Here is a 21,446-nt window from a genome sequence, read left to right on the forward strand (position 1 = left end):
GCTGCCCCTTGTGCGCCCCGGGCGTATTTTCAAAGAGAAGAAGGGCAGGGATCAAGACGGCTGGGGGCGCGGCGCCTGCGGCGCCCGCAGCCGATCCGGGTCACTGCAGGTCGGCGAAAGCCTTCTGCAGGCGGCTTCCGGCCTCGGCGATGGTGGCGCGGGGCGCGGCGAGGTTGACCCGCAGGAAGGTCTCGCCGCCGGTGCCGAAGGAGGGGCCGGGGCTGACGGCGATCTTGGCGATATCACGCACCCGCGCGTTGACCTCCTCGAAGTCCATGCCGGTGCCCGAGAAGTCCACCCAGGCGAGATAGGTCGCCTGCAGCGGCATCGAGCGCAGGCCGGGGATGGCGTTGACCATCTCGTCAAAGAGCGCCCGGTTGCCCTCGAGATGGGCGATCTGCGCGTCGACCCATTCCCCGCCCTCGGGCGAATAGGCGGCCGCGGTCATGATCAGGCCGAGCGCGTTGGGCTTGCTGTCGAGCGCGGTCAGGCGGTGCTCCATCCTCTGGCGCAGCCCGGCGTCGCTGATGGTCAGCGCCCCGACGCGCTGGCCGGCGATGTTGAAGGTCTTCGACGCGGCAGTGAGGGTGATCAGACGGTCTTCACTTTCAGGGGCCGCCACGGCCATCGGCACGAAGGTCTCGCCCTTGTAGACGAGATCGTGGTGCACCTCGTCCGACAACAGCATCAGGTTGTTGCGCTTGGCAAACTCGGCAACTGCGCGCAGCTCGTCCGCGGTCCAGATACGGCCCGAGGGGTTCTGCGGCGAGCACCAGATCAGCATGGTCTCCTTGCCGGTGAGCCGCGACTGCGCGTCCTCGAGGTCGAGCTCGTAGCGGTCGCCCTCGCGCTTCAGCGGGCATTCGGTGACCACGCGGTCGGCGCGGCGGATCTTGGCGGCGAACTCGTGGTAGACCGGCGAGAAGATTGCCACGTGGTCGCCCGGGGCGGTGTAGACGTCGAGACACATGGCCACGCCGTTGCCCAGCCCGTGCACCGGCACGATCCACTCCTGCTCGATGTGCCAGCCGTGGCGCGCCTGCATCCACCATTGCACCGCGCTGGTGTAGAGCCCCATCGCCGAGAAATACCCGAAGACGCCCAGATCGACCTGCGCCTGCAGCGCATCACGCACGCAGGGTGCGGTGGGATAATCGGAATCGGCCGTCCACATCGCCAGACCGTCCTCCTGCGGCACGCCGAAGAGCTTCTCCATGAGGTCCCACTTGGCCGAGCCGGTGCCGCGGCGGTCGATCGGTTGGTCGAAGAGGTCTTTCATGGTCTCACTGTCACTTTCTGCTCTGGAACTGCCGGAATGCTGCTGCGGACGCTAGCGGCTTGGCGCCCGAGTGCAAGGGGCGGGGGCGCGGGCATCTTGCGCGCTCACGCGCATTTGCCTAAGTGAAGCGCATGAAACGCCCCATCCTCATCCACCCCGATCCGCGGCTGAAGAAGCTCTGTGCGCCGGTGCCCGACCTGTCGGACGAGCTGCGCGTGCTGGCCGACGACATGCTCGAGACCATGTATGACGCGCCGGGCATCGGGCTGGCGGCGCCGCAGATCGGCGTGCTGGAACGGCTGATCGTGCTCGATTGCACGCGCCCCGATGACGGCGACACGCCGCGCCCGCTGGTGATGTTCAACCCGCGGGTGATCGCCAGCTCGGACGAACGCAACGTCTACGAGGAAGGCTGCCTGTCGATCCCCGAGCAATATGCCGAGGTCGAGCGGCCGAAGATTGTCGAAGTCGAATGGCTGGACCGCGACGGGAAGCTGCAGAAGGAAGAGTTCGACGGTCTCTGGGCGACCTGCGTGCAGCACGAGATCGACCACCTCGACGGCAAGCTCTTCATCGACTACCTCAAGCCGCTCAAGCGCCAGATGATCACCCGCAAGATGGTCAAGCTGAAGCGCGAGAGGGCACGGATTTGAGCCTGCTGCCGATCCTGCGCTGGCCCGACCCGCGTCTGTCGCAGCGCTGCGCCGAGGTCGGCTCGGTGGCCGATGTGGCCGGGCTGGTCAGCGATCTTTTTGAGACCATCTATGATGCCCCCGGCCGCGGCCTCGCCGCGCCGCAGGTGGGCGCAATGGTGCGGGTCTTCGTCATGGACGCGGGCTGGAAGGACGGCGAGATGACGCCGCGCGCCTGCATCAACCCCGAGATCACCTGGGCCTCGGACGAGCGGGTGACTGGCCCGGAGGGCTGCCTGTCGATCCCCGGTGTCACCGCTGAGGTTGTACGTCACGCCCGCATCCGCCTGGCCTATACCGATCTCACCGGCGAGGTGCAGGAGGTCGATCTGGCGGGCGCCGAGGCGATCGTCGCGCAGCACGAGTACGACCATCTGGACGGTCTGGTGCATTTTGACCGCCTCGAGGCCGAGGCGCGTAGCGCGCTGGTCGCCGACTACGAGGCGCTGGCGCAAGGAAGCTGCCAATGACCGCACGCCCCTGCATTCCCTGGCCCGACAAGCGCCTGCGCACGCCCGCCGCGCCGGTCGAGGCGATCACCGACGAGATCCGCGGCGTCTGGGACGACATGATCGACACGATGGAAGCGATGCCCGGCGTCGGCCTTGCCGCGCCACAGATCGGGGTGATGCTGCGGCTCGCCGTGGTCGATGCCTCGGAGGAGCGCGGCAAGGCGATCCGCATGGCCAACCCCGAGATCCTGCACGCCTCGGTGAAGATGAACAGCCATGAAGAGGCGAGCCCGAACCTGCCCGGCGTCTGGGCCAAGATCGAGCGCCCGCGCGGCGTGACCGTGCGCTTCATGAACGCCGAGGGCGAGATGCAGGAGCAGGACTTCGTCGGGCTCTGGGCGACCTCGGTGCAGCACCAGGTCGATCACCTGAACGGCAAGATGTATTTCGATCATCTCGGCAAGGTGAAGCGCGACATGCTGATCCGCCGCGCCAAGAAGCGCGGCTGACGCACGCCCTTGTCCGAGGCTGCGCTGGCGGCGCGGGCGGAATTTGCGTATTTGTCAAAGTGAAGAAGGGGCGGGCGCTGTCGGGCGGGCCGCTACCCTAAGGGTATCTTTGGAAACAGGAAAGGGGCGGCGGATGCGCGTGGTCTTCATGGGAACGCCGGACTTTTCGGTGCCGGTGCTCGAGTCGCTGGTCGGGGCCGGACACGAGATCGCCGCGGTCTACAGCCAGCCGCCGCGGCCCGCCGGGCGCGGCAAGAAGGACCGGCCCTCGCCGGTGCAGGCCCGCGCCGAGGCGCTGGGGCTGGAGGTGCGCCACCCGGCGAGCCTGCGGGGGGCTGACGAGCAGGCGGAATTCGCCGCGCTGAAGGCCGATGTGGCGGTGGTCGTGGCCTACGGGCTGATCCTGCCGCAGGCGATCCTCGATGCGCCTGCGCGCGGCTGTCTGAATATCCATGCGTCCTTGCTGCCGCGCTGGCGCGGGGCGGCGCCGATCCACCGGGCGATCTTGTCCGGCGACCCGGAGACCGGCGTGTGCATCATGCAGATGGAGGCGGGGCTCGACACCGGTCCGGTGCTGCTGCGCGAGGCGCTCACCATTGGCGCCGAGGAGACCACCGGGGAGTTGCATGACCGGCTCTCGAAGATGGGCGCCCGGCTTATCGTCACCGCGCTCGAGCGGCTGGACCTGCTGGAGCCAGTGCCGCAGCCCGAGGCGGGGGTGACCTATGCGCAGAAGATCGACAAGGCCGAGGCGGTGCTGGACTGGAGCCTGCCCGCCGAGGAGGTCTCGCGGCGAATCCGCGGGCTGGCGCCCTTCCCGGGGGCCTGGACCATGGTGGATGGCGAACGCGTCAAGCTCCTCGGCGCGCGGGTGGTTCCGGGCGAGGGCGCGCCGGGCGAGGCGCTGGACGGGGGCTTCGTCATCGCCTGCGGCGCGGGCGCGGTGCAGATCACCCGGGCGCAGCGCGCGGGCAAGGGCGCGCAGGATGCGGAGACCTTCCTGCGCGGCATGAAGGTTCCCGCCGGCACGGTGCTGGGCGGCGCATAGCGGGAGGACACGGCATGGGCATTCTCTGGCTTCTGATCATCGGCGCCGCGGCGGGCTTCTTTGCCACGCGAGTCATGCAGGTGCGGACTGGCGTGCTGCAGACGGTGGCCCTCGGCATGGGCGGTGCGCTCATCGGCGGGCTTGTGCTGCGCGGGCTGATCGCGGTGACCGGTGCGCTCGCCGGGCTCATCGGCGCGGTGCTGGGCGCGATGCTCCTGATCTGGATCCTTCAGAGGTTCGGGTCGCGCTGAGCTAGCACGCCCCGGCTGTGCGCTCATGCCTGAGGGGCTGCGCGCGAGTGCCTGTTTGCCGGGACAGGCAGCTCCCCTACGTATTTCTTGAAAGAAAACGCAGGGAGCGCGCACATCATGGGCCAACTGGTCGACGGCGAATGGCAGGACACCTGGTATGACACCAGCAAGACTGGCGGGAAATTTGTCCGGTCCACTGCCAAGTTCCGCAACTGGATCACCGCGGACGGCAGCGCAGGACCCTCGGGCGAGGGCGGCTTCAAGGCCGAACCGGACCGCTATCATCTTTACGTCAGCTATGCCTGCCCCTGGGCGCATCGAGCGCTGATTTTCCGGGCCCTCAAGGGGCTCGAAGACCTCATCCCCGTGAGCGTCGTCCATCCCGAGATGCTGTCCGAAGGCTGGGAGTTCCGCACCGATTTCGATGGTGCCACCGGCGACCGGCTGCACGATCTGCCCTTCCTGCGCGACATCTATCTCAAAGCCGATCCGGAGATCTCGGGGCGGGTGACCGTGCCGGTGCTCTGGGATCGCCAGCGCAAGACCATCGTGTCCAACGAGAGCGCCGAGATCATCCGCATGTTCAACTCTGCCTTCGACGGGCTGACTGGCAACACGGATGACTATTGGCCCGAGGCGCTGCGCGAGGCCATCGAGCCGGTGAACGCGCGCATCTACGACACGGTCAACAACGGCGTCTACAAGGCGGGCTTCGCGACCTCGCAGGAGGCCTACGAGGCAGCGGTTCTGCCGCTCTTCGAGACGCTCGATTGGCTGGAAGCGCGCCTGTCCGACCAGCGCTACCTGATGGGCGACCGGATCACCGAGGCCGATTGGCGGCTGTTCACCACGCTGATCCGCTTCGATACGGTCTACCATGGCCATTTCAAGTGCAACCGGCGCCGCATCGTCGACTACCCGGCGCTTTGGGCCTATGTGCGCGAGCTTTACCAATGGCCGGGCGTGGCAGAGACGGTGCGGCTCGACCACATCACGCGGCACTACCACTACAGCCACGACACGATCAATCCGCACCGCATCGTCCCGATCGGGCCGGTGCTCGAGCTCGATGCGCCGCATGGGCGCGACGCGCTCTAAAGCGCGGGCTGAGAGCTCAGACGACGCAGCGCGCCGTAGTGTTCGACCATGGCGGCCAGGTCGGCGGGGGCCGTCGCCGTGGGCAGGTAGGCGCAGGCATTGGCGCAGTGACGGAAGATCGAGCCGTCAGAAAAGACTGGCGCGTTCGTCACGAAGACGACGCGGCAGTTGGGCTGCCGGTAAGAGGCGAAATCCGCGACCGCAAGTGCGCTGCCCGCGGCGAGCATCAGGTCGAGCACGATCACGTCGATGTCTTCGCCGCGGAGCATCTGGGTTGCCCCCTCTTGGTCCTGCGCGACGAGGACGTCGGCGCCGTTGCCTGCAAGATGGCGGCTCCAAATCCGGGCGAGGGTCTGGTCACCTTGTACGATGAGGACTTTCATTCATCATCTCCCGGTGGACACTTCCCCTTGAAGCAGCTGACCGTGATCTCTTCTCGATTTTAGCCGGATTTGTCCTGCTCCACTGTTTTCGGGCGGCTTCCTAAACAAAACATTAATTTTGCCGGGCAGGGATGAATATTCGCTCACAGAGCCTGCAACCGGGCGTGATCGGTGCGGAGCCCGGACCGCTTGCCTGCCGGTCGCTGGCTGATAGGGTGGGGGCAGTCTTTGTGCGAGGTGTCGATGCGTGTCCTGCCCTTCCTGACCGCCCTGCTGCTTCCCGTGGCGGCGCAGGCGCAATCGGTGCCCTGCGGCGGCGACTTCCGCGACTTCTTGCGCGGGGTGTCCGAAGAGGCCGTGGCGCAAGGCGCGAACCCGGCGATGGCAGACCGCTTCTTCTACGGCCTCAGGCAGGACCCCAAGGTCCTGAAAGCCGACCGGGCGCAGGGCATCTTCCAGGCCCCTTTCATCGAGTTCTCGCGCAAGCTGATCTCGCAGGACCGGCTCGACAAGGGGCGCCGCAAGGCCGACGAGTGGGATGCCGTTTTTGACCGGATCGAGCGCGACTACGGCATCTCGCGCGGGGTGCTGCTGGCATTCTGGGCCTTCGAGACCGACTACGGTGGCTACCAGGGCAACTTCAACACCGCCAATGCGCTGGCCACGCTGGCGCATGATTGCCGTCGGCCCGAGCTGTTCCGCCCGCAGTTGATCGCCGCGCTCGAGCTTTACGAGCACGGCGATTTCGACCCTGCGACCACCACCGGGGCCTGGGCGGGAGAGATCGGCATGGTACAGATGCTGCCCCGGGACATCATCGAGAACGGCGTCGACGGCGATGGCGACGGGCACGTGCGGCTCAAGGCGTCGGTGCCCGATGCGCTGATGTCGGGCGCACGGATGCTCTCGGGCCTTGGCTGGCGTCCCAACGAGCCCTGGCTGCAGGAGATCACCCTACCGGCGGAGTTCGACTGGTCGATGACCGGCCTGGAAACGAGCCTGACCGTCGCCGAATGGGAGCGGCTGGGAGTTGCCGGGCGCAATGGCGCGCTGGATGACGGGCGGTTGCAGGCCTCGATCATCTTGCCACATGGGCGGGGAGGTCCGGCCTTCATCGCCTATCCGAACTTCCGGGTCTTCTTCGAGTGGAACCAGAGCTTCACCTACGTGCTGACCGCGGGGTACTTCGCCACAAGGCTCGAGGGCGCGCCGGTCTACGACGCGGGCAGCCCTGCGCCGGGGCTTTCAGGGCCGCAGATGCAGCAGTTGCAGCGCAAGTTGCAGGCGCGCGGCTTCGACGTCGGAGAGGCGGATGGCATCCTCGGCGCGGGGACGCGGAGCGCGGTGCGGAAAGTGCAGGCCGAAATGGGTCTCGCTGTCGATGGCTGGCCGACGGCAGAGCTCCTGCAGGGCTTCTGAACGCAATTCTGCAGGCCTGCGTAAAGGGCCGGGCGGACAACGCCCGGCCTTGGTGTTTTGCGATCAGGCGAGGGCGGTTTCGGCGGCGGCGGAGAGGCGCAGGAGGCGGTCCTCCTCCATCGGCGCGGCCATCAGCGAAATCCCGCAGCTCGGCGTACCGGTGGGCAGCGTGGTCGCGCAGAGCCCCATGACATTGCCGACCCGAGTGTTGCGCAGGGTGAGCAGGTTCTCGGTCACGTAGTAGTCGTCGTCGCTGAGCAGCCGGTCGACCTTGGGCGGCAGGTTCGGGGCGCTGGGGCAAAGCACCGCGTCGAAGCCCGCGGTGGCCTCGGCCCAGGCGGCGCGGGCCTGCATCATCCGCTCCCAAGCACGGAGGTATTCGGCGGCGGTAAAGGCCTTGCCGCCCTCGAAACGCTCGCGGATCGGCGCGAACATCAGATCGCTGCGGTCGGTGATGTCGTCGCCCCAGGTGGCCCAGGCTTCTGCGGTGTAGAGCACGGCGGCATCGCCCATGGGGATGGCGACCTCGGGCACGTCGAGCGGCACGATCTCGGCGCCCGCGGCTCCCAGTCGCTCAAGCGCCGATTGGTAGGCGGCGGCCGGCTCGGGGCGCAGCCCGTCCATGACGATGGTGGTGAGCGCGGCGAAGCGCACGCCTTCGAGAGAGGCGCCGGTCAGGTCGGGAGCACGGCGACCCTCGAGGGCGGCAAGCATCAGCGCCGCATCCTCGACGGTGCGGCACAGCGGGCCGACCGTGTCGAAGCGCGAGGCCAGCGGCACCGCGCCGACCAGCGACAGGCGCCCCGCGGTGGTCTTGAGGCCGACGAGATCGTTCCAGGCCGCGGGGATGCGCACCGAGCCGCCGGTGTCCGAGCCGACCGCGGCGGCGGCAAGGCCGAAGGCGACCGAGGCCGCGGCGCCCGAGGAGGACCCGCCCGCCACCGCCTCGGCGTCATTGACCGAGGGCGGGGTTGCGGTGATCGGGTTCAGACCAAGGCCGGAGAAGGCCAGTTCCGACAAGTGAGTCTTGCCGAGGCAGACCAGCCCCATGGCGGTGGCGGTCTGCAGGACTTCGGCGTCGGTCTCGGGCACCCGGCCCTCAAGCACCTTCGAGCCCGCCTCGGTCGCCACGCCAGCGGTGTCGAAGAGGTCCTTCCAGCTCACCGGCACGCCGTCGAGCGGCGAGAGGCGCATGCCCGCCTTGGCGCGGGCGCCGGCGGCTTTCGCCTCGGCCAGTGCGCGGTCAGGCGTCACCCGCGCGTAAATGCGATCCCTCAGCGGGTGCGCCGCGATCTTGTCGAGATAGGCCTGCGCCAGATCGACCGGGTCGACTTCGCCCGCACCGATCGCCCGCCCCAGCTCTGCCGCGCTTTTCCCTGTCCAGTCCGTCATGCCGCTTTCCTTGTTGAGGCCGCCTTCCATCCTGGGCGGCTTTGCTTTTTTCGATTTGCGCGACGGTAGCGGCACGGCGGCGCATGGACAATCCCACCCGCAGGACCATAGTACGCCCCATGACACAGGACAGCGATCTGCTCATTATCGGCGGTGGCCTCAACGGGCCAGCCCTTGCGCTGGCGGCGGCCAAGGCCGGCCTCAGCGCCACCGTCATCGACGCCCTGCCCGCCGAGATGCGGGCCGAACCCGAGTTCGATGGCCGCGCCTACGCGCTGGCGCTTGCCTCGGTGCGGCTGCTGGCTAATCTCGGGCTGTGGGAGCAGCTTTCCCCCGACGCCCAGCCGATGAGCGCGATCCGTGTCACCGACGGGCGGGTTGGCGAGGCGGAGGTCTTTCTCGGGCTCGATTTCGCCTCGGCGGAAATCGAGGAAGGCCCGATGGGCCATATGGTCGAAGACCGCTTCCTGCGCCGCGCCCTGCTCGAGGCTATGGCCGCCGAGCCGCTGGTCACCCATCGCGCCTCGGCGACGGTGGTCGGGCAAGCGGTGGACGTCTCGGGAGCCACGGTGACCCTGGCGGATGGCGGCACCCTGCGCGGGCGGCTGCTGATCGGCGCGGACGGGCGCAGCAGCGGCACCGCCGCGCGCGCCGGGATCAGGCGCATGGGCTGGGGCTACGGGCAGACCGCGCTGGTCTGCGCCATTGCGCACGAGCTGCCGCACGAGGGCGTGGCGCATCAGTTCTTCATGCCGAGCGGGCCGCTCGCCATCCTGCCGCTCACCGGCAACCGCAGTTCGATCGTCTGGAGCGAGAAGGACGCATTGGCCCGTGCCATCCACGCCCTGCCGGACGAGGAATACCTGCAGGTGCTGCGCCCGCGTTTCGGCGACTTCCTCGGCGAGATATCCCTCTCCGGGCCGCGCTACACCTACCCGTTGGGGCTGACCCTGGCGAATGCCTTCATCGCCGATCGGCTGGCGCTGGTGGGAGACGCGGCGCATGGCATGCACCCGATCGCTGGGCAGGGGCTCAACGCCGGGCTGCGCGACGTGGCGGCGTTGGCGCATGTTCTGACCCATGCGCAGCGGCGCGGCGAGGATGTGGCCTCGCCTCTGGTGCTGGCGCGCTACCAGAGCTGGCGTCGCTTCGACACGGCGGCGCTGGCGGCGGCGACGGACCTGTTCAACCGGCTCTTCTCGAACGACAACCCGATCCTGCGCGCCGGGCGCGACCTTGGCATGGCGCTGGTGCAGGGTGTCCCCGGCCTGCGCCGCAACTTCGTGCGCGAGGCGGCGGGGCTTACCGGCGAGTTGCCGGATCTCATGGCGAAATAGGGCGGGGCGACCAAGCTCCTTCGAGGGAGCTCGCAGATCTCTTCGTAGAGATTTGCGCGGGGGCATGAGAAACAGCGGGCGGATGCATCGGTCCGCCCGCTGCTTTTCTAGGGGTGTTACTTGATCCGCTGTCCGTTGGCGAGGATCTGACCCTGCTCGTTCACCTCGATGGTCGAAGTCTGGGTGTCCGGCTCGGAGCCCGGCACGGTGAACATGCCCAGCATCATCCGTGCGCCCATGGCATCCTGCTGGCTCAGCAGCCCCATGGCGATCAGCTTGTCGATCAGCCCGTTGGCGCCGCTGATGTTGAAGGTCACCTCGCCTTCGGGCGCAGGCATGCCGCCAAAGCTCTGGGTGTCCTCCTGGTTGAAGGCGAAATCGCCCTGTCCGGTGATTTCCGCTCCCGCAGCCGAGACCGTCAGGCTGTTCAGCGTGAGCGCGTTGAGCTCCGCCGGCGGGGTCTCTTCCTCCTCGAGCTTTGTCAGCCCGGCGGGGTCAAAGAGCGAGACCAGCGGGGTCACCTTGCCGGTGAGGTCGAAGGCCAGCGTGGCCGGATCGCGCGGCAGCGTGGCGCCGGGATCGAAGATGCCCCAGATCGCGTCCGACAGGGTCAGCCCGCCGAGGGTCACCCCGAGGGCCATGTCCTGCGGCGTGTCAGATTTCGCCAGCGGCATCGACAGGTTCAGGCCGAGCTGATCGATCGCGGCACTGATCGGGAAGGGCAGATCGCCGCCCTCGGCCTCGTAGCTCAGCGCCTTGAGGCCGAAGTCATAGCTCATCCGGGTGCCGTCGATCGCGCCTTTGAGCGAGCCGCCCTGAGAGCTGCTGCTGCCGGTCATCGTCTCGCCGCCGTCGGTCAGGGCAAAGGTGGTCTGGCCGCTGTCGAAGGTGATTGTGCCGCTGCCCTCGAAACCGGCGCCCATGATCGCGGCGGCATCGCTGCCGGGCGCAGCTTCGGGGATCACCGATTCGCCGCGGCTGGTCAGGCCGGTCACCCGACCCGAGACCTGTCCGGTGCTGCCTGGCTGCTCGGGATCGCTGCCCGAGAGGTCGTAGCGCAGCTCATCCGCCTGATAGCTGTGACTGTAGCGGCGCTTGCCGTCTGCCGTGGCGACCTGTGAGCTGCCGGAGAGCGGGCCAGTGGCGAGACTGGCGCTGAATATGTCGCGGGACAGCTCCTTGCCCTCGGCCAGAAGGCGGACCAGCTCGAGCTTGGTGGCTTCGGCGCTGTAGGTGTAGTTCAAGGCGTCGGGATCGCCCGAGGCGACGAGGCTGAGCGCCTGCTGCGCCAGCTCGAGCGTCATCTCGACCGGCTCGGTGCCCTCTTCGGAGACGCGCAACTCGATCGGCATGGGGCTCGGAAAGCGCAGCCCGACGGTGCCGTCGCCGAGATCCTCCAGAGTGAGGTCGGCAAGCCCGAGCGTGACATCGCCGGCCGCCTGGCCCTCGCTCTCGGGGATCGCCATGCGCAAGGTCAGATCGCCCAGCATCAGGTTGCCGCCACTCTCGCTTTCGGTGACCGAGACCTCGTAGCCGACGCCTTCGAGCAGCTCCGACAGGTCGTCCCAGACCTCGGCGGGAGTGACATCGGCATGGGCGGGCAGCGCCAGGGTCAGTGCCGTTGCGCCGACCCCCAATCTTGCCCCGAGATCCCCAGTGAGAAACCGCATATCCAATCCTTTCAGACGTAGGCCGTAAACAATGGCCTAGAGTTCGCCTTCCCCCGCGTTGGGGTCAAGAGGCTGGACCGTGGGTAAGCCAGTGTTTACCAAGAGGGGGATTCTGCTAGCGATGGGGCAAACCATGGACCTGACGGGGAAAACCGCGCTGATCACCGGCGCGAGCCGGGGCATTGGCGCAGCGGCGGCGCGTCTTTTTGCCGAAGCCGGGGCAAATGTCGCGCTGGTGGCGCGCGGCCGCGAGGCGGTGGCCGAGTTGGCCGGCGAGATCGGGCCGAAGGCGATTGCGATCCCCTGCGACATCTCGCGCTACTGGGAGGTCGACCAAGCGGTGCAGGCCTGCGTCTCGGCCTTCGGGCGGATCGACGTGCTGGTGAACAACGCCGGGGTAATCGAGCCGATCGCGCCGCTGGCCGGAGCCGACCCCGGCGCTTGGGGGCAGGCCGTCGACGTGAATCTCAAGGGCGTCTACCACGGAATGCACGCCGCGTTGCCGCTGATGCTGGCGGCGGGGAGCGGCACGGTGCTGACCATCGGCTCGGGCGCTGCGCATCACCCGCTCGAAGGCTGGTCGGCCTATTGCGCCTCGAAGGCGGGGGCGCTGATGCTGACCCGCATGGCCGATGCCGAGTACCGAGATCGCGGCATCCGCGCGATCTCGCTCTCGCCCGGCACGGTGGCCACGCAGATGCAGCGCACGATCAAGGCCTCGGGGATGAACCCGGTCAGCGAGCTGGACTGGGAAGACCACATTCCGCCCGAGTGGGTGGCAAAGGCGCTGCTTTGGATGTGCGGGTCCGAGACCGACGACTACCTCGGCAGCGAGATCTCGCTGCGCGATGAGGCGGTGCGCCGCGCGATCGGCGTCGCATGATCTCGCTCGCGCGGGAGGGCGGCTACTGGCTGGCTGTGATTGACCGTCCCGAGAAGGCCAATTCGCTCACCCCGGAGATGCTCGAGCGCCTGTGCGAGATCGCCGAGGCGGCGCGCGAAGCGAAGGTGCTGGTGATCACCGGCACCGGGCGCGTGTTCTCGGCCGGTGCGGACCTTGACGCGGCGCGGGCGGGGCTCGCGACCTCGCCGCTCTGGGAGCGTCTTTCCGGCGCCCTCGCGGCAGTGCCGGGGCTGAGCATCTGCGCGCTCAACGGCACGGTGGCCGGCGGAGCGATGGGCATGGCGCTGGCCTGCGATCTGCGTATCGCGGTGCCGGGAGCCAAGGTTTTCTACCCGGTTATGGCGCTGGGCTTCCTGCCGCAGCCGTCGGACCCGGCGCGGCTCGCATCGCTGGTCGGCCCGGCGCGGACCAAGATGATCCTGATGGCGGGGCAGAAGGTGCCGGTGGAAGAGGCGCGGGATTGGGGGTTGATCGACCGCATCGTGGTGCCAGAGGATCTGCTGGTCACGGCGCGCGCGCTGGCCGAGGACACGCTGGCGGCCGACCCGTCGCATGCGGCCGCCATCAAGGCGCTGATTGGCTAAGGCGAACTCCGCCAGGCGACGATGCGCGCGCCCCTTACACCCGGCAGGGATGGCCTGCGCGAGGGGTTTCGCGTGCACCGCCGATCCGTCAGGCCGCGCGGCTTTGCGGTGGATGGGCGTCCTGCGGGGCGCGCAGGTCGAATTCGCTTACCAGTGCTGAAAGCCTCTGCGCCCCCTCAGCGAGCTCGGTGGAGGCGTCCCGGCTGGCATCGGCGACCTCGATGTTCTGGGAGGTAAGGTCGCGCAGCCGGGTCATGGCGTTGTTCACCCCCTGAAGCTCGCGGTTCTGCGCCTCGGCGGCGGCGCTGATATTCGAGAGGACCTCGTCGACCCGGAGGATCTGTTCGAGAATGGCCTGCAGCGCCTCGCCGGTCTCTCCCACGAGGTTGACGCCGCCGCTGACCTCCCGGGCGCTTTCCTCGATCAGGCCCTTGATCTCGAGCGCGGCGTCGGCGGAGCGGCTGGCGAGCCCTTGCACCTCCATGGCGACCACCGCGAAGCCCCGGCCCGACTCGCCCGCGCGTGCGGCCTCGACCCCGGCGTTGAGCGCCAGGAGATTTGTCTGGAAGGAAATGTCCTCGATCACCGCGGTGATCTGCGCGATACGCCCGGAGCTCTCGGCGATACGATCCATGGCGGCCACCGCATTGCGCACCACCTCGCCCGAGCGGTCGGCGCGGCCCTTGGCCTCATCGGCGAGGTCCTTCACGTCCTTCAGCGCGCCATTGGTCTCGGCCAGGGTGCTGGTCAGCCCCGAGACCGTCTCGGCGGTGCTGCTGATGGTCTCGACCTGGGCGGTGGTGCGTTCGGAGAGATCGGCGGCCGAGCCACGCAACCCGCGCGAGCGTTCCTCGATCTCTCCGACGGTGCCGGAGACGGCGCGCATCACCTCGCGCAGACGGGCGGTGGCGGTGTTGAAGTCGTTGCGGATCGCGTCGTATTCCTCGGCCAGAGGCTCGTCAAAGCGCAAGGTCAGATCGGCGCGGGCCAGCGCGTTCAGACCCTCGGTGACGAGATCGACGACCTGCTGGTGGCGGGCATTGAGCCGGGCCTCGTCCTCGGCGCGCTTTTCGATCGCGGCGCGCGAGAGTTGCTTGAAGCGGTAGATCGACTGCGCCATGCGCCCGATCTCGCCGCGGCTGTCGATGTAGGGCACCCAGGCCTCGAACCGGCCCTCGACAAAATCCATCATCACCGAGGTGAGCCGCCCGAGCCGCCGCGTGACGAACTCGGCGATCAGCACCCCGGTCCCGGCCGTGGCGAGGGCGACCAGGAGCGTCAGCGCGCCTGTGATCATCAGGGCCCTGCGCGCCTCTTGCGCGGTGGCGAGCGCCAGCGCCGAGGTTTGTGTGCTGAGGCCGGTCTCGACTTCGCGGAGCGCATCGATCCAGGCCGTCGAGGCGGCGAACCAGGCAGGGGCGGTCAGCGTGCCGCGCGCGCCCCCGTAGGGCAGCGCCGAGATCGTTTCGACCATTGGCGCCAAGGCCTGCGCGGCAGGGGTGGCGCGCAGCTCGTCGAGCAGGGCTGGCCGCTGCAGTACAAGCGCCGCGCGGGCGAGGGATGCGTTTTCGCGCGCGGTGAGTTCCATGAAGCGGCGATGCACCTGCTGCGGGAAGACATCGGTTCCGAGCCCGGTCGCGCCCATGGCGCGGGCCAGCCCGGCGCTTTCCTTGGCAAGGCCGATTTCCTCACGCGCCTCCATGAGGGCGCGCGTCGCCGGGGAGCGCGCGAAGTCGCGCATCTGGCGTCCCGCGGCGAGCAGCAGATCCACCAGCCCGGTGTAGGTCCCGGCCAGTTCAGGCACGCTAAGGGTGAAGCGGTCGATCTTCGCGCGAAGATCGGGCATGGCGTCGGTCTGCTCGCGGAGGGTGGCCATGGTCATGGGGGCGGCGGTTTCGGCCGCGGGGACCGCATCGAAGAACTTGGCGAGCAGGGCGTCGGTAGCCTGGCGCTGCGCCGCGAGATCGGCGGCGAAATTCTTGCCGCGGGACGAGGTGAAGCCGGCCGAATAGCCGCGTTCCTTCTGCAGCGCGTGTACGAGATCCGCGAACACCTCGGCCTCGTTCGCGATGCGGGCGACCCGCTCGAGCGCTTCGGCATTGCGGTTCAGGCGCAGCAGTTCCTGCCCGGAGAAATAGAGCACCAGCGCTAGAAGCGGGCTGAGCGCGCCCAGAAGTATTAGTCGCAGGCTCATCGGCAAGGGTCCGTCCAGAAGTGCAAGCTTGGACCTTGTTGACCCGGAGGGGTGAACACTTGCTGAACGGCGCCATGGCGCGAGCGGAAATATGTCGCGAAATTGATTGGCTTCGCGGCGCCCCGTCTGATCACGGCGGGGCGCCGGAGGTTGGCGTCAGTTCAGGGCCGCGGTCACGGCGGCCTTGGCATCGCCACCCTCAAGCGTGGTGACGCCCTCGAGCCAGCCGTCGAGCACGCCCGCGTTGGCCTTGAGCCAGGCGGCGGCGGCCTTGTCGGGATCGGTGCCGTCGTTGAGGATTGCGCCCATGATCTCATTCTCCATCTGCAGCGAGAATTCGAGATTCTCCAGCAGCTTGCCGACGTTGGGGCACTCTTCAACGTAGCCGGCGCGCGTGTTGGTGTAGACCGTGGCTCCGCCAAAATCCGGACCGAACCACTCGTCCCCGCCCGACAGGTAGGTGAGGTCGAAATTGGCGTTCATCGGGTGCGGCTCCCAGCCCAGGAAGACGATCGGCTCATCGCGCTTGGTGGCGCGGTCGACCTGCGCCAGCATGCCCTGCTCGGAGCTTTCCTTGACGTCGAATGCCTTGAGCCCGAAGGCATCGGCCTCGATCATGTCGAGGATCAGCCGGTTGCCGTCGTTGCCCGGTTCGATGCCGTAGATGGTCTCGTCGAGCTCATCGGCATGGGCGGCGATGTCGGCGAAATCGGCGATGCCGAGCGCAGCCCCGGCGGCGTTGGTGGCCAGCGTGTACTTTGCGCCTTCGAGGTTGGCTCGAACCGTGTCGACCGAGCCCTTCTCGCGATAGGGGGCGATATCGCCTTCCATGGTGGGCATCCAATTGCCGAGGAAGACATCCACGTCGCCGCGGTCCATCGAGGTATAGGTGACCGGCACCGAAAGCACCTTGATGTCGGTGTCATAGCCAAGCGCCTGCAGCACCACGGTGGTGGCGGCAGTGGTGGCGGTGATGTCGGTCCAGCCGACGTCCGAGAAGGTGACGCTGTCGCAATCCGCATGGGCGGCGCCGGCCGTGGCGAGCGCGGTGAGAAGCGCGAGGCGGGAGATGGTCATGATCTTGTCCCCTGTTGGTTTTTTGTGCGCGCAAGTAAGCGCCTTTCGCCAATGCTTTGCAACGGCTCCGGGCGCAAGGCCTCTCGCCTTTCTGGCGCGGGCTGTGGCAGGCTTCGCAAAACACGACAGCAAGACACAACGAAGAGCGGCGGACGGAGACGGGCATGGCGGAACTCGAGACGAAGATCGCGCAGGGGCGCGGGGACGAGGCGGCGGATCTGGTGCTCAAGGGCGGGCGGATTTTCGATCTGGTCACCGGCGAGCTGATCGCGGGCGATGTGGCGATCTGCGGCGACACGATCGTCGGAGTTTACGAAAGTTATGCGGGGCGCGAGGAGATCGACGTCGGCGGCGCGATCCTCGTGCCCGGGTTCATCGATACGCATTTGCACATCGAGAGCTCTCTGGTCACCCCCTTCGAGTTCGACCGCTGCGTGACGCCGCGCGGGGTGACCACGGCGATCTGTGATCCGCATGAGATCGCCAATGTGATCGGCGCCGAGGGCATCCGGTATTTCCAGCAGGCCTCCGCGCATACGCTCATGGACATTCGGGTGCAGCTTTCTTCCTGCGTGCCGTCGACCCACATGGAAACCGCCGGCGCGGAGTTGCTGGCCGAGGACATCGCCGCGCTGATGGGCCATGCCTCGGGGATCGGACTGGCGGAGTTCATGAACTACCCCGGAGTGATCTTTCGCGATCCCGAGGCGATGAAGAAGCTCAAGCTTTTCGAGGGCGCGCATATCGACGGGCATTGTCCGCTGCTGTCGGGCCGCGATCTCAATGCATATGTCGCGGCGGGCATCCGTACCGAGCACGAGGCGACCAGCGCAGAGGAGGCGCTGGAGAAGCTGCGCAAGGGAATGCGTGTGCTGATCCGCGAAGGGTCCGTCAGCAAGGACCTGCACGCGCTGCAGCCGCTGCTCAGCGAGCGCACCTCGCCCTACATGTGCCTCTGCACCGACGACCGGAACCCGCTGGACATCGGCGAGCATGGGCATCTCGATTACATGATCCGCACATTGATCGCGTTGGGCACGCCGCCGCTGGCCGCCTATCGCGCGGCGTCGCTGTCGGCGGCCGAGGCGTTTGGCCTGAAGGACCGCGGCATGATCGCGCCGGGCAAACGGGCGGACATCGTGGCGATCGACAGCCTCGAGGGGTGCCACGCGCAGCTGGTCTTGGCGGGCGGCGTTGTGGTGGATGACGCGACCTTTGCCGCGCGCGAGACGATCCCCGAGGTTGGGCGCGGGTCGGTGCATGCGCCTAAGCTTGGTGCGCAGAGCTTCCGCGCAACTGCCAATCGCGAGGAGACCGATGTGATCGGCATCCGCGAGGGGCAGATCCTCACCGATCACCTGCACGAGACCGTCGCGATCGAGAACGGTGACAAGGCGCCCGACGTGGCGCGGGATCTGATCCGCATCGCGGTGGTCGAGCGGCACGGCAAGAACGGCAATATCGCCACGGGCTTCGTGCGCGGTTTCGGGTTGCAGAAGGGGGCGATCGCCTCGACCGTCTGCCACGACCATCACAACATCGCCTGTGTCGGCGCGGACTATGCCGACATGGCGCTGGCCTCGAACCGTCTGGCGGAGATCGAGGGGGGCTTCGTGGTGGCGGCGGAGGGGAAAATCATCGCCGAGCTGGCGCTGCCGGTGGCGGGGCTGATGAGCCTCTTGCCCTTCGAGGAGGTGCGCGACCGGCTTGTGGAACTGCGCGCCGCGGCGCGCGGTCTGGGGGTAACGCTCGAGGAGCCCTTCCTGCAGCTCGCCTTCCTTGCGCTGCCGGTGATCCCCGCGCTAAAGATCACCGACCGCGGCATGGTGGATGTCACGAAATTCGAGATCATCTCCGGCTGAGCGGGATCACTCTTCGTCCTCGTCATCGTCGTAGAACGGGGTGACCTGGGCGACGATCACCGAGTTCTCCTCGAGGGCGCGGCCCATCAGCTCGCGTTCCGCGTCGTCGATCTCCATGCCCTGCGCGACGCGCTCTTCCTCTGTGCCGTAGCCGGTCACGTCGAGCGGGTTCATGTCCGCCTGCTTGAGGATCGCCACGGTCTCGCGCACTGCCTCTGCCTCGTCCACGCCGGAGGCGTAGCAGAGCAGCCCGGCGCCGGTCGCGCCCTTGGGCAGACCGTCGCCATCCTTGCGGCCGACCTCGACCAGAAGCGTGTAGACCTGCTGTTTCGACGGTTTCTTGCCCATGTTCTCTCGCTCCGCGATGGTTGCCGTCCGCAATGCGCAAGCGGCAGGGACATGTCAAGCAAGCCGCGTCAGGGGGCGATCACGGCGACCGCCACGGCACAGGCGTAGACCGCCATCATCAACACGCTCTCGATGCCGATCCGGGCCGGACCCTCGCGCTGGCGGAGGATAAGCCCGCCGAGCAGGATGGCGGTCATGATGAGGCCCGTCGCCAGCCAGTAGACATCTGTCTGGGTCATGTGGTGGAACAGCGAGCCTTCGCGGTAGGCCACGTCGGAGAAGACAAGGAACAGCGTGTCGAAGGTATTGCCGCCGATGATCCCGCCCACGGCAAGCTGCAATGCGCCGCGGCGCACGGCGACCAGCGTGGTGATCAACTCTGGCAGCGAGGTGACAGTGGCGGTGATCAGCGCGCCGACGAGGCTGGAGCCGAGGCCAAAGCGAGTGATGAACGTGCTGCCGACCTGTGAGATCACCCATCCGCAGAGCCCCATGATCGCCACCAGCGCCGCGAAGATCAGCGCCGGCCTCATCACCGGGGCCTGAGGGTCGTTCTCGTCGTCGGGTTCGTCGTGGCGGGTGTCGGAAGTCTCCACCGGCTGCCACATGGGTTGCTCGCGTACCGAGGCCGAGAGTTTCACGCCCGCGATGTAGGCAATGAGCATGAGGGGTGAGATCGGGTGGATGCCGAGCAGGGTGATTTCCGGCCCGGCCATCGCGGCCAGGGGAAGCGACAGCAGCAGCATGAGCATCACTGCCTGGAACAGGTTCGCCGGTTCGGCGGCGGCGTGCTCCAGATTGGCACGGCGGTGCAGCAGGTCGGCGATGGCGAGGAACAACGTCTGCGCGGCAATGCCGCCCACCGCATTGGAGACGGCAAAGCTGGCGTCCCCGCTCGCCGCGCCGGTCACAGAGACGACGACCCCCGAAAGAGAGGTGGCTCCGCCGAGCAGAACACCGCCCGCCAGTGCCTCTCCCATGCGTGTGCGATCAGCGATGAGGTCGGCAAGCGAGGTCGCGCGCACCGACACCGCCACGACGATGGCGCCGGCCACCGCGAAGATGGCCAGCAGCCAGGGCAGGGAGAGGGAGGCGATCAAGAGGTCAGCGCAGCTTGCGGTAGCCCCAGATCAGCAGGCAGGCACCGATGATGCCGACGAAGAGCTGCGGGATCCAGGTGTTGGCGGCGTAAATGCCGACCAGCGACAGGATCAGGTTCAGCACGACCGCGCCGATGATGCCGAGGATGACATTGGTGAGAATGCCGGTGTCGGCCTTCATGATCATAGAGGCAATCCAGCCTGCAAGCCCGCCGACGATAATGGACGCAAGAATTCCGAGACCCATGGTGCGTATCCCTCATTTGGAAAAGTGACGCAGGGAGAACGCCTTGGGCGGAGAATGGTTCCGAGATCGGGCGCGCCGGGGCCCGGCGGCGTTCGATGTGTGGGGGGATGCAAAGAAAAGGGGCGCCGCGCGGCGCCCCGTTCCGAATGGTCTGCCGGGCCGGGGCCCGCACGCTCAGTCGCGCAGCAGCTCGTTGATGCCGGTCTTCGAGCGGGTCTTTTCGTCGACACGCTTGACGATGACCGCGCAGTAGAGGCTGACGCCGTTCTTCGAGGGCATTGAGCCCGCGACGACCACCGAGTAGGGCGGCACTTCGCCGTACATGACTTCGCCGGTCTCGCGGTCGACGATCTTGGTCGACTGGCCGAGGAAGACGCCCATGCCGAGCACCGAGCCCTCGCGGACGATCACGCCCTCGACGACTTCCGAACGCGCGCCGATGAAGCAGTTGTCCTCGATGATGGTCGGGCCGGCCTGCATGGGCTCGAGCACGCCGCCGATGCCGACGCCGCCCGAGAGGTGCACGCCCTTGCCGATCTGCGCGCAGGAACCGACGGTTGCCCAGGTGTCCACCATGGTGCCGCTGTCGACATAGGCGCCGAGGTTGACGAACGACGGCATCAGCACCACGCCCGGCGCGATATAGGCCGACTTGCGCACAACGGCGTTGGGCACCGCGCGGAAGCCCGCGGCCTTCCACTGGTTGTCGCCCCAGCCTTTGAACTTGCTGTCGACCTTGTCCCACCAGCCAGAGCCCTGCGGGCCGCCGTCGTGCTGCTCCATGTCCTTGATGCGGAAGCCGAGCAGCACCGCCTTCTTAGCCCACTGGTTGACGTGCCAGCTGCCGTCCGCCTGTTTCTCCGCCACGCGCAGCGTGCCGCTGTCGAGGGCGTTGAGCGTGTCCTCGATGGCGTGGCGGGTTTCGCCGGTGGTTGCGGGGGTGATCGTGTCGCGCGCCTCCCAGGCGGCTTCGATGGCGGTCTCGAGCTGGGCGTTGGACATTTGCGTCTCCTCTCGTGCGGGTTTACTGCCCTATAGCGGCAGGGTGCCGCCGCGACAATCCGAACAGTGGGCAGCCCCCTATGCTCCCAATGGGCGAGCCGTCGAGGTGCGGCGCCTGCAGGGCAGGCCAAGACAGGAGAGACCGATGGCAAAACCTATCCACAGCATGATCCGCGTGCTCGACGAGGCGCGCTCGCTGGCCTTCTACGACACCGCTTTCGGGTTGAAGGTGGCGGACCGTCTGGATTTCCCGGACTTCACGTTGATCTACCTCCGCACCCCCGAGAGCGATTTCGAGCTCGAGTTGACGGTGAACAAGGGGCGGACGGAGCCCTACGAGATCGGCGATGGCTATGGGCATCTCGCGGTCTCGGTCGCGGACCTCGAGGCCGAGCATGCGCGGCTGACGGCGGCGGGCCTTGCGCCGCGGAAGCTGGTGGAATTTGCCCCGGCGGGCGAGGTGGTGGGCCGGTTCTTCTTCATCGCCGATCCCGATGGCTACCAGATCGAGGTTCTGGAGCGCAGCGGGCGATTCTCTTGATCCGCTGACCGGCGCGGCAGGGCGGAGGAAGAGGGGGGCTCTGCCTCTGCTCTGCCG

22 protein-coding genes are annotated in these 21,446 nt (G+C 67.6%); 12 read left to right on the forward strand and 10 right to left on the reverse strand.

What is annotated here, in order from left to right; genetic code table 11:
- Positions 1-100: 100 nt before the first annotated feature.
- On the reverse strand, positions 101-1,279 hold the full coding sequence (locus tag CEW88_RS01620) for a MalY/PatB family protein (protein ID WP_108964395.1): 1,179 nt from the start codon (positions 1,277-1,279) through the stop codon (positions 101-103).
- 131 nt (positions 1,280-1,410) lie between these two features.
- On the opposite strand from CEW88_RS01620, the gene def (CEW88_RS01625) reads away from it, so the two are divergent.
- The 6 genes from def (CEW88_RS01625) to CEW88_RS01650 all read left to right on the forward strand — a co-directional run bounded on the left by def (CEW88_RS01625) (position 1,411) and on the right by CEW88_RS01650 (position 5,329).
- Positions 1,411-1,932, forward strand: a complete 522-nt coding sequence (gene def, locus CEW88_RS01625; RefSeq protein WP_108964396.1) for a peptide deformylase — start codon at positions 1,411-1,413, stop codon at positions 1,930-1,932.
- The gene (gene def / locus CEW88_RS01630) at positions 1,929-2,441 is read left to right on the forward strand and encodes a peptide deformylase (RefSeq protein WP_108964397.1); all 513 of its coding nucleotides are present in this window, start codon (positions 1,929-1,931) and stop codon (positions 2,439-2,441) included. Before def (CEW88_RS01625) ends, def (CEW88_RS01630) begins: the two co-directional genes overlap by 4 nt.
- Positions 2,438-2,932, forward strand: a complete 495-nt coding sequence (gene def / locus CEW88_RS01635; protein ID WP_108964398.1) for a peptide deformylase — start codon at positions 2,438-2,440, stop codon at positions 2,930-2,932. The genes def (CEW88_RS01630) and def (CEW88_RS01635) overlap by 4 nt, the downstream gene beginning before the upstream one ends.
- A 133-nt stretch (positions 2,933-3,065) precedes the next feature.
- Positions 3,066-3,980 carry a methionyl-tRNA formyltransferase gene (gene fmt, locus CEW88_RS01640; protein WP_108964399.1) on the forward strand — a complete coding sequence of 305 codons (915 nt, stop codon included), beginning with the start codon at positions 3,066-3,068 and terminating at the stop codon, positions 3,978-3,980.
- 14 nt (positions 3,981-3,994) lie between these two features.
- The gene (locus tag CEW88_RS01645) at positions 3,995-4,231 is read left to right on the forward strand and encodes a GlsB/YeaQ/YmgE family stress response membrane protein (RefSeq protein WP_108964400.1); all 237 of its coding nucleotides are present in this window, start codon (positions 3,995-3,997) and stop codon (positions 4,229-4,231) included.
- Between the two features lie 117 nt (positions 4,232-4,348).
- Positions 4,349-5,329, forward strand: coding sequence for a glutathione S-transferase family protein (locus CEW88_RS01650; RefSeq protein ID WP_108964401.1), 981 nt, complete (start codon positions 4,349-4,351; stop codon positions 5,327-5,329).
- Here CEW88_RS01650 and CEW88_RS01655 read toward each other — a convergent pair.
- The gene (locus CEW88_RS01655) at positions 5,326-5,712 is read right to left on the reverse strand and encodes a response regulator transcription factor (RefSeq protein WP_108964402.1); all 387 of its coding nucleotides are present in this window, start codon (positions 5,710-5,712) and stop codon (positions 5,326-5,328) included. The two genes, CEW88_RS01650 and CEW88_RS01655, sit on opposite strands and share 4 nt — an antisense overlap.
- 243 nt (positions 5,713-5,955) lie before the next feature.
- Here CEW88_RS01655 and CEW88_RS01660 point away from each other — a divergent pair, with 243 nt between their 5' ends.
- Positions 5,956-7,131, forward strand: a complete 1,176-nt coding sequence (locus CEW88_RS01660) for a lytic murein transglycosylase (RefSeq protein WP_108964403.1) — start codon at positions 5,956-5,958, stop codon at positions 7,129-7,131.
- A gap of 63 nt (positions 7,132-7,194) precedes the next feature.
- Here the strand turns inward: CEW88_RS01660 and CEW88_RS01665 are convergent, their stop codons facing one another.
- Positions 7,195-8,523, reverse strand: coding sequence for an amidase (locus tag CEW88_RS01665; protein WP_108967479.1), 1,329 nt, complete (start codon positions 8,521-8,523; stop codon positions 7,195-7,197).
- Positions 8,524-8,642: 119 nt separating this feature from the next.
- On the opposite strand from CEW88_RS01665, the gene CEW88_RS01670 reads away from it, so the two are divergent.
- A complete protein-coding gene (locus tag CEW88_RS01670; protein WP_108964404.1) occupies positions 8,643-9,860 on the forward strand; it encodes a UbiH/UbiF/VisC/COQ6 family ubiquinone biosynthesis hydroxylase in 1,218 nt (405 codons plus the stop codon).
- 116 nt (positions 9,861-9,976) lie between these two features.
- Here the strand turns inward: CEW88_RS01670 and CEW88_RS01675 are convergent, their stop codons facing one another.
- On the reverse strand, positions 9,977-11,530 hold the full coding sequence (locus tag CEW88_RS01675; protein ID WP_108964405.1) for a DUF2125 domain-containing protein: 1,554 nt from the start codon (positions 11,528-11,530) through the stop codon (positions 9,977-9,979).
- A 133-nt stretch (positions 11,531-11,663) separates the two neighbouring features.
- Between CEW88_RS01675 and CEW88_RS01680 the strand changes: the two genes are divergently transcribed.
- Together CEW88_RS01680 and CEW88_RS01685 are read left to right on the forward strand one after the other, a co-directional pair.
- On the forward strand, positions 11,664-12,413 hold the full coding sequence (locus CEW88_RS01680; RefSeq protein ID WP_108967481.1) for an SDR family oxidoreductase: 750 nt from the start codon (positions 11,664-11,666) through the stop codon (positions 12,411-12,413).
- Positions 12,410-13,018, forward strand: a complete 609-nt coding sequence (locus CEW88_RS01685; protein WP_108964406.1) for an enoyl-CoA hydratase/isomerase family protein — start codon at positions 12,410-12,412, stop codon at positions 13,016-13,018. Before CEW88_RS01680 ends, CEW88_RS01685 begins: the two co-directional genes overlap by 4 nt.
- 88 nt (positions 13,019-13,106) lie before the next feature.
- Here the strand turns inward: CEW88_RS01685 and CEW88_RS01690 are convergent, their stop codons facing one another.
- Together CEW88_RS01690 and choX are read right to left on the reverse strand one after the other, a co-directional pair.
- Entirely contained in the window at positions 13,107-15,212 is a 2,106-nt protein-coding gene (locus CEW88_RS01690; RefSeq protein ID WP_108964407.1) for a methyl-accepting chemotaxis protein, read from the reverse strand.
- Between the two features lie 156 nt (positions 15,213-15,368).
- Positions 15,369-16,289 (reverse strand): choline ABC transporter substrate-binding protein, encoded by a 921-nt coding sequence (choX, locus tag CEW88_RS01695; RefSeq protein WP_108964408.1) that lies wholly within the window; start codon positions 16,287-16,289, stop codon positions 15,369-15,371.
- A gap of 164 nt (positions 16,290-16,453) precedes the next feature.
- Here choX and ade point away from each other — a divergent pair, with 164 nt between their 5' ends.
- On the forward strand, positions 16,454-18,151 hold the full coding sequence (gene ade / locus CEW88_RS01700) for an adenine deaminase (RefSeq protein WP_108964409.1): 1,698 nt from the start codon (positions 16,454-16,456) through the stop codon (positions 18,149-18,151).
- 6 nt (positions 18,152-18,157) lie between these two features.
- Here ade and CEW88_RS01705 read toward each other — a convergent pair whose 3' ends face one another.
- The 4 genes from CEW88_RS01705 to dapD form a co-directional block, all read right to left on the reverse strand.
- Complete coding sequence (locus tag CEW88_RS01705) at positions 18,158-18,499, reverse strand: hypothetical protein (protein ID WP_108964410.1); 342 nt, start codon at positions 18,497-18,499, stop codon at positions 18,158-18,160.
- Between the two features lie 68 nt (positions 18,500-18,567).
- Positions 18,568-19,599 (reverse strand): sodium:calcium antiporter, encoded by a 1,032-nt coding sequence (locus CEW88_RS01710; protein WP_108964411.1) that lies wholly within the window; start codon positions 19,597-19,599, stop codon positions 18,568-18,570.
- Between the two features lie 4 nt (positions 19,600-19,603).
- The gene (locus CEW88_RS01715) at positions 19,604-19,846 is read right to left on the reverse strand and encodes a GlsB/YeaQ/YmgE family stress response membrane protein (protein ID WP_108964412.1); all 243 of its coding nucleotides are present in this window, start codon (positions 19,844-19,846) and stop codon (positions 19,604-19,606) included.
- A 174-nt stretch (positions 19,847-20,020) separates the two neighbouring features.
- On the reverse strand, positions 20,021-20,848 hold the full coding sequence (dapD, locus tag CEW88_RS01720) for a 2,3,4,5-tetrahydropyridine-2,6-dicarboxylate N-succinyltransferase (protein ID WP_108964413.1): 828 nt from the start codon (positions 20,846-20,848) through the stop codon (positions 20,021-20,023).
- 145 nt (positions 20,849-20,993) lie between these two features.
- Here dapD and CEW88_RS01725 point away from each other — a divergent pair, with 145 nt between their 5' ends.
- Positions 20,994-21,389, forward strand: a complete 396-nt coding sequence (locus tag CEW88_RS01725) for a VOC family protein (RefSeq protein ID WP_108964414.1) — start codon at positions 20,994-20,996, stop codon at positions 21,387-21,389.
- The last annotated feature ends 57 nt before the right edge of the window (positions 21,390-21,446 follow it).

This window comes from Alloyangia pacifica (assembly GCF_003111685.1).
Lineage (GTDB): Bacteria > Pseudomonadota > Alphaproteobacteria > Rhodobacterales > Rhodobacteraceae > Salipiger > Salipiger pacificus_A.